9 protein-coding genes are annotated in these 14744 nt (G+C 51.7%); 7 read left to right on the top strand and 2 right to left on the bottom strand.

The genetic code is table 11. From position 1 onward, the window contains the following. Positions 1-275 precede the first annotated feature (275 nt). A complete protein-coding gene (locus HP15_RS06020) occupies positions 276-1187 on the bottom strand; it encodes a viperin family antiviral radical SAM protein (RefSeq protein ID WP_014576661.1) in 912 nt (303 codons plus the stop codon). Between the two features lie 175 nt (positions 1188-1362). On the opposite strand from HP15_RS06020, the gene HP15_RS21875 reads away from it, so the two are divergent. After that, entirely contained in the window at positions 1363-4083 is a 2721-nt protein-coding gene (locus HP15_RS21875; protein WP_041645136.1) for an ankyrin repeat domain-containing protein, read from the top strand. Positions 4084-4106: 23 nt separating this feature from the next. On the opposite strand, the gene HP15_RS06010 is transcribed toward HP15_RS21875, so the two are convergent. Then, entirely contained in the window at positions 4107-4964 is an 858-nt protein-coding gene (locus tag HP15_RS06010; protein ID WP_373274857.1) for a hypothetical protein, read from the bottom strand. A gap of 246 nt (positions 4965-5210) precedes the next feature. Between HP15_RS06010 and HP15_RS06005 the strand changes: the two genes are divergently transcribed. From HP15_RS06005 to HP15_RS05985, 6 genes are all read left to right on the top strand, one after another. Further along, complete coding sequence (locus HP15_RS06005; protein ID WP_206076550.1) at positions 5211-6299, top strand: methyltransferase; 1089 nt, start codon at positions 5211-5213, stop codon at positions 6297-6299. Then, on the top strand, positions 6296-6925 hold the full coding sequence (locus HP15_RS06000) for a hypothetical protein (protein WP_041645135.1): 630 nt from the start codon (positions 6296-6298) through the stop codon (positions 6923-6925). The genes HP15_RS06005 and HP15_RS06000 overlap by 4 nt, the downstream gene beginning before the upstream one ends. Before the next feature lie 13 nt (positions 6926-6938). After that, complete coding sequence (locus HP15_RS05995; RefSeq protein WP_014576657.1) at positions 6939-8912, top strand: coiled-coil domain-containing protein; 1974 nt, start codon at positions 6939-6941, stop codon at positions 8910-8912. After that, positions 8906-10402 carry a hypothetical protein gene (locus tag HP15_RS22305; protein WP_169702139.1) on the top strand — a complete coding sequence of 499 codons (1497 nt, stop codon included), beginning with the start codon at positions 8906-8908 and terminating at the stop codon, positions 10400-10402. The genes HP15_RS05995 and HP15_RS22305 overlap by 7 nt, the downstream gene beginning before the upstream one ends. Continuing rightward, positions 10342-10884: a hypothetical protein gene (locus tag HP15_RS22300; RefSeq protein WP_169702138.1), complete on the top strand. Its 543-nt coding sequence runs from the start codon at positions 10342-10344 to the stop codon at positions 10882-10884. Before HP15_RS22305 ends, HP15_RS22300 begins: the two co-directional genes overlap by 61 nt. A 515-nt stretch (positions 10885-11399) precedes the next feature. Continuing rightward, positions 11400-14675: a DEAD/DEAH box helicase gene (locus tag HP15_RS05985; RefSeq protein WP_014576655.1), complete on the top strand. Its 3276-nt coding sequence runs from the start codon at positions 11400-11402 to the stop codon at positions 14673-14675. Positions 14676-14744: the final 69 nt, after the last annotated feature.

Here is a 14744-nt window from a genome sequence, read left to right as displayed (position 1 = left end):
GGGCGAAGTATAACTTTACGTATAGCTATTTTCGTGGGTTCTACCCCGTTTCCATGTCCGGGTTTCTAGGCGCCTCTACCGTCGGCGCTTTATCCTGCTCACAGTAGACACCATCTCCTGCAGAGACCTTCTTTTACTCGGCGTCGACGGAACCACCACTATCCCTTGAGATCCCGGTGCAAGCAATTTCCCGTGCTTTTTACCCTGCTTGAATCTCCAACCATCGCGGACCAGATGTTTGGTGTACAGATTAATATCCTTATCCGAAGAGAACTTCATACGGCGCCCCCGGCTTCCTTCGAATACCGGGAAAGAAATCGCTCGGGATCAAAATTCACCTGCTCAAACGCTTTTTCAGCGCCAACCTCCAGAATAGGCTGGCTGTATTGATATCCCGCTGAACATGGCGAGTTCTGAAAGAAACGGCCTTGGGGATCAACCATGATGTAGGACTCCTGCATATCCTGGTTGTCCTCAACCACCGATATCGATCGATAGGCCGAGTGGCGATCCACAAAAGCCTGGAACTGATAGTCCGATACCGATGTCGACTGATCGATAACCGGCAGTGCCCTCAGAATTTTCCACTTCCAAGGCTCGATCGTATCAACAACACTCGAAAGGCTATCCTTCCAGTTCATCCGATTAACCACGGTATTCAGTTTGATCTTTAACGGGGGATTACGTTGCCTCAGAACCTCAATACAGTTGCTGAGCGCCGCCAATTCCAGAAACCGTCCCTGACGATCAACACGCCCGATCAACTTGTTGGTGTCCGGCTGACCAGAGTCGACGCTAACCCCGAGCATATCCAGATCAGGGGCAAGTGAACTACACAACTCCTCTGTTAAAAACGACCCGTTCGTAATTATCGAGGCCCGAAAACCCACTTGCCGCGCCTGGTGCACAGCTGCCTGCACAGCGGAAGGAAAAAGTAGCGGCTCTCCACCTGCAATGTTTAGGCGAGGCTCGACTCCGTAGAATCCAAACCTTCTGGTCGCCGCTTCTGACCCGAAAAATCGCCCGAGTTCTGCGACCAAAGCTCGAACCTGGTGTTCATTTTTGATCAAGTCCTTTACGCTTTCAGCGCGTTCCCAATAGGCATAACAATATCGGCATGAGAAGTTACATGCTTCAGTCAGGTGCCAATTAACAACAATCGGTACGGGATTTGTTGAGTAAGTCATAAAAGCTCCATTCGATTTGTGAAGGAGCCAGAATGTCAGCGCACAAGATATTTCAGTATGAAACCTCACGTCCCCCCCCTGCGCTTTACGCATCCTTGGGGGGGTATGTCACTTTTCAGTGAGACAGGGTTCGTTTTAGACAAGGATGTGCAGATCAGTCACCAAGGAGAAATCTATGGCTACGTTCCCTACTATCGAAACCGCACTGCTCGAAATCCACCAGAGCCTAGGCCTGAAGCAAGGTCAGTCCGACACAAAGCGCAAATTTTCATCCGGCCACATGCAGTTGATCAATCATCAAAAGATGGGGGAACAAGTGCTCTGGGAAATCTTCGATGAACTCGAACTGGATGAACAGGCAAGAGCTGGCTTCGTCGATGACCTGGTGAAAATTGGCAACGCTTATAAAGGCCTGGAATGCAACACTTGGACATTTAATGCAGACCTAAGGCAGGTTTTTTGGCTTGTGCTCGGGCACTTTTTTACACCAGGCATCGCCCGACACGCAGCATTTTGGAACCTAGGAGCCAATCTGGACGGGGGGATGCCACGAGGAAGTTTCTGGTATTTGCCGGAGGTGCTCTCCGATAAAAATGAGACAGGCGTATATCTGCCAGTTTCCCAAGTCGTTGACTGGCTCTCTGACTTGGCTGGAGGTTCAATCGAGCGACTTGCAGAATGCAGGAATCGTGCAGCTAGTGTTTCGGAGGTTGATGATACAGAGACCTTTATCAGAACCCTATATAACTGGCGAAAAGGCACGCTCCCGTACCGCGATAAGATTCACTGCTTCTTTTCCGACGACTTCGAAATTAACTTCGCTGGTTCGTTTGAGTTGGACACGACAGAGACGTTTGATCGCCAGTTCTCTGACGCTCTCCGTTTTGTCGAAGCGAAAAAATTGGATGAACAAGCCCTCAGAAAAGAGCTCGCCATAGGTGATGAACAGGACATTAAGCGGATCATCAGCGGCCATGGCACGGCCAACGAAAAGCAGCTCTTCATTGGCCTGGTGGCAGATCGCTATCAACGCCCTACCCTCAAAATCATCCGGCAGCGACTACTGTTTGCCAGAATGATTCAAGACGGTTATGAACGTGCCTTGAAGTTTCTGTGTCCCGGAGTGGAGAAGTCCTGCCCTAACTTCGAGCAGAATAAACTCCTTCAGGTCTTCGCTATCTACAAGCACATCTACAACCTGACAATTGCGGCCTGGCGTAATTGTCGAGTCGATGGAGAGGTAGCAGAGGACGAATGGTTCGAAGAGCGTCTTGACCCGTGGGATGCATATACGCTTTACCTTTCCATACTCCCATCCAGACATGAGACCGCAATCCTCGAACTTGCATCATTGTTGAATCGGATGTTTGGATCAATGATAGCTGAGGCAGACCTTCAAGACCTGATTGGATATAACGCGTCCTCAAGAGAGCATGTCACTAAAGCAAAATTGGGCCTGGTAACAAGCCATGCCGAAGAAACGATCGCCATATCAAAACTAATTGACCGCCTGAAAACCGCTTCCCCCTGGCGCACACTTCAATCCGAAGGCCGCTATTCAGTTGTGACTCAAGTCGCCGGGGCCAGCGGACTGAGTCCAAAAGCTCGCTCAGCAGCCATTGAAAGGCTGAAGGAGTTGGCCGAGACACCCGGTGAGCAACTTCCGCCCATCTTGCTAGAGCTGGACGGCTACCTGAATGGAGACCGCAAGAAGCTGTCAAAAGACAGCGCCATCCAAGTTGAAAAGCTGTTGGCCAAAGCCAAAGCCAATCCATCGTTCGATCAATGGGAAGCTCCCTTTCTCCAATACGAGGCAAAGCATCATCTGGCCAAGAATGACTTTAAATTAGCCCAAAAACTATTTGATGCAGCTCGCAAAGCTGTATTAGGCAGGGGTTTTGGCTCTCTACGAGGAGAAATTGCCAGGGACGGCTTCGCTGTGCAGGTCGCAGATCAGAAGCTGATCCCTAATAATCATGAAATTTACTATCGGGAAATGCTGGCTGGCGGAGTGATCGAAGAGGAGAAAGCGCCAGGCATCGAAGAAGTGGCGAAGTGGGCCTCTGAATACTTCTGGAATGACCTATACAAGCCCTACCCGGGATTGGAACGAAAAAAGCCGGTCGGCAGTGAGGAGCTTAAGCCAGCTATTAATGTGTTCATGTCTGGGGACGTTAATGCCATTAAAGACTGGATCAATCTCAACCACAAAAAATACAACAAAAGCCTTCACTACGTTACAGGCGACTCTTTACTGCTGAGCTGGATCAAATGCCGCTCACACTTCCAGAATCAGCTGCCTAAGATGAAGCAAATCGCCCCTATGGATCTGCAGCCGGAACTTCAGCGAATGGAAAGAAACTTTGACGTGTGGAGGCAGGCAATTAAATTACTCGCCCAAAAGGGACCAAAACAATTGACCCTTACAGATTTTAAGGGCCAATCGCCTCTGATGCTCGTTGCAGAAGCTGGTGACTCGGAGTTGGTTCAGGCGTTTCTCGAGGCTGGTGCAGACCCTGACCTACAGGACTTCCAGGGCAAATCTGCTTTTCATGCTGCAGTGAAATCGTATGACAAGGCGTCAATCGATGCGCTTTTAAGCCATAGATGCAATCTCAGCCTAAAGACGGTGGATGGTCGGTCTGCGCTTCATACCGCAACCTGGTCTGGAAACACCTACGCGATTAAAAAGGTTATCGAACTATCACCGCAGCTTGCCTGGCAACGCGATTCAAACGGGATGACTCCACTGGAGTTGGCGAAATTCTACTGCGAGACCCCGGGAGCACTTTCTTATCTGAACGCGGAGCTTGTAAAAGAGGGGCGGAAACCAGTGCCTGCAGAACAAATAGAAAAGCTTATTACCGCTCTGAAAAACGCTCCTGCCGTAAATTAGCAGCCGAGAGGCGCCTAGTTTACCTAGCTTGGTGCCCATTCCGCCCAGCGGAGCGAAATCAATACCTCCGCTACGGCTCCTACTGCCAGCTCTGCCTGACGATCTGACACCGGAGGGTAACCAGATTCTGCTGGCTTTGCCCGAGCATGCAACCTGCTTACTGTATGAGCGAGGTTAGTAACAACGGTCCTCTGATTGTTGTTAAAACTTGCATCGTACTTCTTAATGAGCTCTCCCAAGTCTTTGTCTCTAATGTTGAGAGCAATCGACAGTACAACGGTCAGCGCGTCTCTGCAGCGGTCTATTACAGAGGCTGGAGGTGACGAGCGGTGGCCCATCGATACGTTATTCAAAGCCGTCTCTAAACGTCTGAGGTCGTCCTCATCAATCTCGCTCTTTTTCAAACGAGGCAGAAACCCAAATTGCGGCCTCATCTTTATCGTAAGCAGCTCCTGCCCAATCGCGTCCGGCTCAAAGTGGACCAGCTCTCCGATCGTGAAGTTCGACTGGCTGCCAAAGGTGAACATAACTTGAGTGGGTAACTTGCCCCCCAAAATACCGAGGAATCCCTGATACTGGAAAGTAATCAGTCTGGCATCTTGCCGGGGAGGATGCCCCCAGTTCTGGGGTTGTGAATCCATTTTTCGCCAAACGTAGCCACGCCGTATCTGAGACACCGGATCGAAAGACAACTCTTGGAATACGTAATCCGAAATAAAAGACGCATCGATTTCCGGCCCAGAAATAGCGTCAGCGAGCTCCCCCCAAACTTTCACCGGAAAAACAGAAACTTGCTGGGGTTGATCCGGACGACGGTCACTACTGCCGATGTAGATGTCGCCGGTATCCTGATCAATGCCTAGATTCTTCAAAAAAACCACCTTCACTCATGAGACTTTGCCTTGCCCGATTTCAAAGGCTATGTTTCTGCTTGGTATTCGACCACTTACCTATCGGGTATCATTTCTGGTATTGATACAAGGTAACACCCGCCGGCGACAGTAAGACAGAGTCCGATCAGGTTTTGGCGCAGGTTCAGAAAGAGTTGAAGGAAGTTACCAAGCAAGGCGATAGATAATCGTCGACAGCGTCTACCCACGCACAATAGAACGTGAGGCCCGCTAAGATTGACTAACATTGTGGCGAAAGAAGGAATAGAAACGCTGCCAACTGCTGGGAAGCTAGTGGCGTTCTACTTGAGTCGTGACCGCGTCCTGGCACTGCTGAGCTCACAGACATTGCCCGCTCAGGTAATAGCTGCCCTCACGGGGCAAAACGCTCAGATGTCTACGGCAATCCTTTCAAATGCCGTCGGCTCATATTTACTGCAAGCAATAGCAACAGATAGCGTAAGAACGCTTCCACAACTGGCCTTTGAAGGCGAACTGAAGGAAGGCGTCCCATTTATCTATAATGGTCATGTAACCGGCAAGGGATTCGCGGCTTCCAACAAGACCCTTGCTTTGAGCCTTACAGAGAAGCTCGACGAACCTCTTGCCGGCAAAAAGCTCATCTTCGAGTTTTCCAAAAATGGGCTAGTAAATTCCACTGCGTATACCCGAATGTCTGGCTCGACACGTCTGTTTGCGTTTGGCTACATCACTGAGATCGATGACACCATCATCCGCGCAGTACCCTATGTGGTGGGAGATTTGGTTACGAGCAGCCATGCGATAACCTCGCCATTCGGGCCGACACTCGAACTGCGCCCAGAGGAAGTCGAGCAGTTTTCCGGAATAGACGAGTCTTGGTTTCCATCTCAAGCCGAGTTCAAGCGCATGACCAGGGTTTCGGAACAGGTCGTTAAGGAGCTGATTTGTCGCCTTCTTTGCGAGCATTCTGTTCCCAGCGACTGGGGTGGCGAGGAAAGCGATGTGCTTTCGGCCAACTTACTTGTTGCTGGCCACCGTCACACTGGGGCTTTCCTATTGAAGGGGCCTGCACGATTTCACCCAATGAAGCCGACAGATCTTGGAAAAAATGGTGACCAGCTCTATCGCCTCTTCAACATTCCCGCCCGTATCTACGTCATACAGCATTGCCATTCCATTGGTGCAGCCGTCCGAAAGCAGGCAGAGGCGTTTGCGCTCGCACGCAGTTTTGTCGCCCCATGTCAGATCATGTTCATGGATGGCACTACAACGGCGCGACTGCTCAGAGCGCATGGCCTTTGGCCCGATGCAGCGCCGATTTCGAAAAAAGGCAAGGCAAAATGACGATTCGGTCTCCCCATCGAGACGCCCTGCGAATTTTGTTCGTCTTGAGGGCAGGAGGCAGTTCCATTGAACCACCCACGGCTGAGCATGCTCTTATTTTCAAAGGCGAAGCACGCCTACAAGCGTTCGACTTCTGGATGCGAAATCCAGACTACCTCGCGGCTGAACTACTTGATTTGTTCATAGAGACGAAGGACAAAAGCTACTACGAAGCTGCTCAAGCGATCATAGACGACGAAGAACCGGACCTTCGGCGCGTTCCGATGACCCGGTACTTCTTTGGAGCCTACGAACGCTTGGATGATGCCCTATCGCTACTGAGATCCCGCGATCTCGTTCGCATTAGTGGAATAAAAGGAGCAAACAACAAGGTTTTGGAGACAGACTTCGTTCTCACTAAGGCCGGCTATGACATCTGCTCGGCCGCCGTGTCACAAGAGCCAATCCTTAGTTGGTATGCCAAAAGGTCCAAGTTGGTAGCGAAAGTTGCCGGAAGCATGGGTGGGACAGCTTTGAAGCAAAAACAGTATCAGCGCGCGAGCTACGCGGAGACGAAGCTGGGAGGGATAATCCCCCCCATTACCGAAGAAGTGCGACTTCGTCTTACGCAACTGCAATCTGACTAGTTAGGGAGGAAGGATGGCGCAACACAAGGAGGAATGGCTGCAAGCGATAGCCACAAAGGCAAAAGTGGAACCTTCCAAGGTTGAAGGAGTTCTTTCAGCCCACCGAATTCAACCCTCACCTGTACTCGCCCAGCCACGCAGGCTCGTTCTGCGAGATATTGAGTTTTCTGGCGAGAAGGACGGTGTTGCGGACGCTGGACATTTTTCCTTTTCATGGGCAGACCTTGATCACGGCCTGTGGGCCATGCTTTCTGAACACAACCTACGGGGCAAATCGACAATCATCGAGATTGTTCGATGGATGATAAGAGGACGACCATCTGCCAACCTTCAAGACGATGTGCGGCGGTGGATTCATGCCGTGCGCCTGAGTTTCTTCCTCGATTCAGACGAATACGAGATCGCTGCCAAGACTCAGGGCGAGCCTATCGGTAGCTTATATCGCGTTCGCGCCACCAGCATGGCAAGAGGCGAGCCAGAGAGAGTCGCTCTTGCCAACTTCGCCACCGACGGCGAGTTCGAAGCGGTCATGGCAGATTTCTTTATGCACACTTTCGCTATGAACCCGATATCCAGTTGGAGAAAAAATGGAGAAAACGAGGGGCAGTCGGTAACACATAGTTGGGTCGCCTTCTCAGGAGCAATGTTCATCGGCACCAATTACGAAGTACTCCTAGGTGACATGCCAGTAACCACTGGTCTCACATCACGACTGATGCAAATGTACCTAGGAGTTCCACGGGTTTCGACGCTCGCCACAGCTAAAACCGCCTACCAGCATGTCGAGCAAGCGGTTCAAGTTTCTTCTCGACAAGCCGAACAAGTACAGAAAACAAGCAACGAGCGCACTGCAAACATTAGGGCCCAGTTGGCAGAGAGGCGTGCTGAGCTAGCGAAGATACCGAGCGATGAGGCGGTACGCAGTGCCATCGATGCCGATTCCATCGAGCTGGTCGATCTTCGTCGCCAAGAGCGGGTTTTAGCTGAACACACGGAACGTGCTGTTACCGGACTTCGAGAACTACGCGCAGTCTATCAGGAAGATAGACGAGACCTGCAGACCCATATGGATGCCATGTCCGCTTCGGCAGTGTTTCGTCTCTTAGAACCGAAATGTTGCCCTCGATGTGACCATACGATTTCCAAGGCGAAGAAAGAACTCGAGAGTTCTACCCACTCATGCTCCGTTTGCGGAGAATCAATCACTAACTCCGAAGACGGCGAAGCGATCAAGGCTGAACTCCAGGAGCGTGTCGCAGGATCAAAGGCTGCAGTAGAACGCGCCTCGGTAAACAAAGAGCAGGCGGAAAATGAATTGGCAGACCTTCGCAGAAAGGTTGATCTCATTCAGGATCGTCTTGAGTCTGCTTCTAAAGAGCTAGGCTCCGCCACGCGCCGGCAGGACGCTGCAAGAGCCGTGGCTGTCCTTGAAGGTCGGCTTGAGGAGGCCGAAGCCTCGATAAGCCCGAATACACAAACCAATGACCGCAACGACGAGTTAAAAATTCTATCTGCTGTCGTGAAGGAAACGGAGTCTCGCGTCAAAGCGAGACGGGATGGATTGCTCGAAGACGTATCTGAGCGCTTGGTAGAGTACGCCAATGCTTTCGGAATGAAGAACCTGTCGGAAGCGTCTCTAAAGGGAAATGCGTCACTCTCGTTGATCAAAGGCGGAGCGCCCACAAGCTATAGCAAGGTAACAGAAGGCGAAAAGCTACGCCTTAAAGTTGCGACCGTTCTTGCGATGATCGAAATTGCGGAGGAGCGGGGAATCGGCCGCCATCCTGGATTGTTGATGATCGATTCGCCTGCTGCTCAGGAGGTGTCCCCTGTCGACGTGGATCACCTTGTTGCTGGACTTCAGTCAGTTTTCACCAAGTTGCCGCATTTTCAGGTGTTTGTTGCTGGCATCTCATCCAAAGCGATTACCGACCACATACCGAAGGCGCATCGCCGTGAAGTCGCCGGGAACGCCTTCCTATGGTAGACGACATGCATCCGATCGAAGCAAAGCTCATAGAAATCTTGAAAGATGGGCGAGATTGGCAGTTGGAAGATCTTGGTGGGATAGAGCAACTCGCGCCGGCAGCGCGGTCGCTCGGCACTACACCCATAATGCCCGAGCTGTTTCACCCACTTGTATTGGGATGGGGCCGTGCTCAGGCAAGTGATCGAGAACTGCACAAGGGTGTCCTGCACGATCTATTGGAGGTCGCGACAACAGACTTCGTTCTCCTTGAAGCGGTCGATATCCTGGGTCAACATCGGCCGCTGCCGGATGAAGGAGATGAGTGTTGCTTTATGCTCTTTCTATCAAAGGCCGCAACAGGAGACCACTCACTATCTGGGTTAGCCCGCAGCGCAGCGCTAGATGGCGCGTTTCGCTGGGCCAGTGACAACAGGCGCTGGCAACTTCGCTTATTGGACTTCTTCCTGGGTCTCGCACCAAACGACGACACAGAGTTCCTTCGACGGGCGGCAAAGATTGTCGGCGTCGCTTATTCCCATTGGCGTGACAAGGAACTGGTTGAAGTTCTGCACAAACTCGCTCAACTCGACGCGGTGCGACCTGAGGCCACTTTCGAGTTGGGGATGGCAGCTCTTTCTGAAGCCATGGATAGAGAGGACCGCAACTCGGCAACCACCGCCTTCCGTATGGCCAGAGACTGGCTTGATGAGTCTAACAGAGCATCCGAGCGCAGTCCGGAAACTAGCTTATACCTCGACGGGCTTGATCTTCTCCTAAGCTTTCACAACGGAGCCGCAAGCGCTTCGATCGCCTCCGCGAGCGCCTGTGTTCAGCGACACGCGTTCGAGCTGCACGCTTGGTCAGGAGGCTCCGGGCCTCCCTGGTTGGGATCAAGACAGACCGAGGCGGCTTGTTGGAGCGTCCTAGCCAGAGCTATTGCAGGGCTGGCAGTGTCGCTTGACGAGCCGAGTTGGTGGGAGCCGGCAACTGTCATCGAGGAGGGCCTCCTATCTGTGTATAACGCAGGTCGATCGATCTTGCGTCGAGATCAGCATGGTGGTGTCGAATCGATGGTCAGACCTCGAATACGCACAAGCGTCGCCAGGCAAGCTGGGCAAGTGCATCAAGTGCGAATGTGGCTCCAACACAACACGACCCACGAATGGGCCACGGAAGCTCAGGATTTAATTGCACAGATTGATAATTTCATTGAACAGTCAGGCAGCCCGAATAACCCTCCTGAGGCGGCGAGCGAACGGACATCGCTCGCCGCCATCATTGCAAGATCCAACATTCCAGAAGAAAAGAAGAAAATCCTTTCTGGTGTAGTCGAGAATGCTATGTCATTGCAGCTTGCCAACCTGACGGGTTCCGAAATCGAGGTCATCGAACGCTGCTACCAGGAGGCCCGGGGGCACATCGACTACAACACGAATGCGAACGGCACATGTCTCTTCGATACCGTGCTTCTCTGGATGGTCCGTTTTATTTTAATCGCCTGGAATTGACTAAGGGCGATGACCCAACTGGCGCCTACCTGTTCGAACGCGAAGACGGTTCACTGCCTCACGAGGACGAACTACAGCAGGACTTTTTTCGGTGGGTGGCAACGTATGCCGCAGGGAGTGATCTTGAACCCACAAACATTGCGAGTGGCCGAGCCGACATACGCTTGCAATCTGGCCCTGAACGTCTCGTAGTCGAGGTGAAGCGCGAGGAAAAAGATTGCTCCTTCGATGCGTTATTCAAATCGTATGCAGCACAAACGACAGACTACCAAAATGTTAGTATTCGATTGGGCGTGCTGCTGGTACTCGACCTGGCGACACCCAATCGCGAAGGTACGCCGCATTTAACGAGCTTATTTGAGATGCGCCGCGTCTACCGCTCCGGCGAATCACAGTCACGGATGGTTTTGGCTGTAAAGGTTCCCGGCCGGCGAAAGAGGCCTAGTGACCTTACAAAGCTTGCCAAAACTAACCGACCTTAAGCGACTTGAATACAATGATAGGAAGAGATGGCATCAAGACCGCTCTTCTGTTTTAAACATCGGCCCAGACAGCCAAATTCGGCGCGCAAGTTCCATACTGTTGAAATTCGCATTGTAGTCAAAAAGTAGATCTATCGGGCGAGGTTTTCGAACAGCCCTGAAAAGGATCGTTCCCCCGAACCCAGTAATAGACGTAGTCGACGTCAATCCTTTCCGGAGCTATGACACTCCTGACCTTGAGTTGTCGTCAATATCTCCCGTTAGAGTTGAGGGGCATAACTCCTATATCGCTTCAGTCATTTCGGCCTCATCGAACTCGAAAGGCGAATCACCAAATCCTTTCGCTGCAGCCTCATCGGAAACCATCCGGTAACCACCTGCTTCTCCCCCTCCGCCTGGTTTTTCCCTTCGCGCCGGAAAGCGCTTTCTGGAAATTTTCGTTGAGAGTTTAGTACGTTACGCTGGTAGGATGACCCCATCACACTGTACTGACTTTTCAGAAGGAAAAATTTTCAATGGGGCAGGAGAATATTGTCCGTTATTGGCATGCTGTGGAGTTGTTGCAACCTCAGTCGGCCCCAAAGGTGGAAAAGCGCACCAACAGCTACGGAGCGTTTATTCACAACACTCCCATCGCGGATGTCATACCCCCTTGGTCAGAAGAAAGTATTGCTGCGAAGCAGGAGTTGCCCAAGCAGCGCGTTTGGAGTCACACACTTTTCGCACATGTCTATGACAGTCGCCTTGTTGCTGAACAGCTTGAAAAGGTCTTTGGCGCTGATCAGGGATATAAAGAGCCCCAACATCGAGAATCGGCACTCTTCGCAGCAAAATTCAACATGGCTGGTCACTTGGTAGAGGACAGTTTCGTCCTCTCGAGCGAAGCATGGTTTTTAGGACGAGTTTTGAAGGGGAAGGATTGGAGCACTGGATTCGAGGACGATCAAAGAGCTGTTGGCGATCAGGCAAAAGCCTTGCTTGGAGGCGAGGTAACTGGCTCCGCGCTGCGCGAATTGACCATCTGGATTCTCGACTACATTGGCATATCGAATTTTTTTGGCGATATAGACAAAAAGGTATTTCGGTTTCGATCACGTCCGATCAAACCTCAAAAGCCAGAGCGAGAAGACGACCCACTCAATAGCTTCATGCTAGAAGACCTTTCCAACATAGCTGACAGCATCAGCAAAGGAGAAAAAAGCAGACCTCTGGAGGAGTACCTATGTCAGTACAATGAGCGACTCCGCCTGCACGTCGATGATAAACATTCCTCGTTGCAACTCATTAAAAGTCTGATGCCAGACAGTTATCCACTGAGCTGTTGGCCATCAGAACAACATCGTGGTCTCGTCCATTCTCAACAACTCGCTGTCAACACGACCCTCGCCAAGCTCAACAGCGACGACGGGCTGTTGGGCATCAATGGCCCCCCGGGTACAGGAAAAACGACTCTACTGCGCGATTTGATAGCGTCCATCGTGACCAGTCGTGCCGATGTACTCGCTCGACTCGGGCGCGCTTCAGATGGGTTTGTTCGTGACGGACGCGAGGAGGCTAATGATGGAGGCAAAAAGCAGGCTTGCTTCAAACTTGACTCGAAACTTTATGGCTTCGAGATCGTAGTGGCTTCATCCAATAACGGCGCGGTGGAAAACATCACGCTTGAATTACCACAGCGGGACAAGATCGACGAGAGCTGGTTACCCGAGGCTGAGTATTTTTCCGAATTAGGCGAACTGGTCAGTGGACAGCCAGCATGGGGACTTATCTCCGGAGCCCTGGGCAGCAAGTCGCGGCGAACCAAATTCGTGGAGCGCTACTTCTATGGTCAGCGCCCATTTGGCAGCGCAGAGCAGGTGGCCCCAGAAGTGGATGATAAAGCCGGCCCTGTTACTGAACGCGACGTCGCAAGGAGCTTATCTTCCACACGCTCTTTGGAAGAAGGACGCGACTCACTTAAGGATCACGCTGATACGCCGCGAGACAAGGAAAAGGAAGCAGAGGGCCTGCTCGAATGGCTCAATGCGAACGCTAAGATCAACAAAACTCGCTCACCCGCAGAGCGCCAGGCATTGTGGAAAGAGGCCGTCCAGGACTTTGAAACAGCCAAAGAAGACGTGCGCAAGACCTATGCTGCTGCCTCGCGCATCCGTGAGTTGATTCAGCACCTATGCCAAACCCGTGAGAAGATCAGGGAAAAATCGAAAACACTAACTGACCTCGAAAGTAAGTTGGGCGATACACTGAACGACCTCGCTGACTTGGATACCAAAGAAAGCCGTCCAGCCAGTATAAAGCTCAAAAAATACTTGGATGCGCTTGGCAAACATCAAGCCAGAAGGCCAAGCTTCTGGGTTAAGTTGTTCAGCCTTTGGAGAGCACAACGAGACTGGGAGACTACGGGTAAACTACTGAAAAGCCAACACGATTTGGCAAAGTCTGAATTCAACCGGATAGCACGCCAAACTATGCGATTGGATGTTTCACGAAAGAGTTTGGAAACGCAGGTAGGTGATTTACAGCGCTCACTTCAGCGACTAAAGGATCAAGGCCAAGCACAGGAACAAGACGCCATAGACTTAGCAAACACGTATCGAGCCAATCACCTATTGGCCTGGCTGAAAGAGGGTTCCATCGGTCGCGGCGAGCCCATCGAGCTCGCAGAACCTTGGCAAATTGAGGGCTGGCGCCAATCTCGCGCGCGGGTCTTCATTCAGGCTCTCAAGCTTCATCGTGTGTTCTTTGAATTGGAAGCATATCGTATAAGATCCAACCTTTTCCTCATCAATGGAATTTTGACCGGCAGCCGCTATCGAGGCTTATCACGTGAAGCTATCCGTTCCGCCTGGACAACACTGTTTATGGTGGTGCCAGTTCTGAGTAGCACATTCGCATCTTTTTCACGCTCATTCGGTTCTTTAGGGGCCAGCGAGATCGGCTGGTTGTTCGTAGATGAGGCAGGTCAAGCTCCACCTCAAGCGGCGGTCGGCGCGTTATGGCGTACCCAACGAGCTTTGATGGTTGGGGACCCTCTGCAGCTCAAGCCCATCGTCACCGTCTCCGATGCTGTACTTGAACACATGAGAACGCGTTACCAGATCAATGCCCATTGGCTTCCCAATCGACAATCTGCGCAGACATTAGCCGACGGAGCAACTCCATTGGGACGCATGGCTGGACCAGCGGATGACAAGACCTGGGTGGGAATGCCTCTCGTAGTACATCGGCGCTGTGACAAGCCTATGCACGAGCTGGCAAATCGCGTTGCCTATGACGGGGCGATGGTGTTTGGAACGATTCCTCCTAAACCCGACAAGGAGACGCCAGCCAGTCTTCCGACGGGATGGATTCAAGCCATTGGCACGTCAGAAGGAAACTGGGTACCAGCCGAAGGACAAGCACTCCAGAGGCTACTTAAGCTGTTGGAAGGAGACGGCGTTGAGGCTAAAGACATTTCTGTCATCACTCCCTTCAAAGCCGTCCGGGAAAACCTAAATCGCATACTCCCTGACAAAGTGGTTTCCGGCACGATCCACACCATGCAGGGCAAGGAAGCAGCAATTATAATAATGGTGTTAGGCGGGAATACCGAGAACTCGGGAGCTCGCAACTGGGTCGTTTCGGAACCGAATCTTTTAAATGTGGCAGCAACGCGTGCCAAGCGCCGTTTCTATGTCATTGGTGATAGAGGAGACTGGCAAAATAGGGCGTTGTTCTGTGATGTGATGGATCTGCTCCCACTCCATAGCATCTCGGCAAACGAGCAGAAGCGGATTCCACCTACGCCATAGTCGACAATCTAAGCGGCTTGTGTTGTTCAATTGGAGTTTTGATTCGAAGTCGCTCTTTTTCGCAGTAAT

Origin of the sequence: Marinobacter adhaerens HP15, from assembly GCF_000166295.1 — a bacterium.
GTDB classification, from domain to species: Bacteria; Pseudomonadota; Gammaproteobacteria; order Pseudomonadales; family Oleiphilaceae; genus Marinobacter; species Marinobacter adhaerens.
Note: the sequence above shows the minus strand (reverse complement) of the source record. Positions and strands in the feature narration are given on the sequence as shown.

Coding starts and splice junctions, on each gene's coding strand:
- HP15_RS06020 (WP_014576661.1), bottom strand. CDS start 1,187: ATGACTTACTCAACAAATCCCGTACCGATTGTTGTTAATTGGCACCTG.
- HP15_RS21875 (WP_041645136.1), top strand. CDS start 1,363: ATGGCTACGTTCCCTACTATCGAAACCGCACTGCTCGAAATCCACCAG.
- HP15_RS06000 (WP_041645135.1), top strand. CDS start 6,296: ATGACGATTCGGTCTCCCCATCGAGACGCCCTGCGAATTTTGTTCGTC.
- HP15_RS05995 (WP_014576657.1), top strand. CDS start 6,939: ATGGCGCAACACAAGGAGGAATGGCTGCAAGCGATAGCCACAAAGGCA.
- HP15_RS22305 (WP_169702139.1), top strand. CDS start 8,906: ATGGTAGACGACATGCATCCGATCGAAGCAAAGCTCATAGAAATCTTG.
- HP15_RS22300 (WP_169702138.1), top strand. CDS start 10,342: ATGTCTCTTCGATACCGTGCTTCTCTGGATGGTCCGTTTTATTTTAAT.
- HP15_RS05985 (WP_014576655.1), top strand. CDS start 11,400: ATGGGGCAGGAGAATATTGTCCGTTATTGGCATGCTGTGGAGTTGTTG.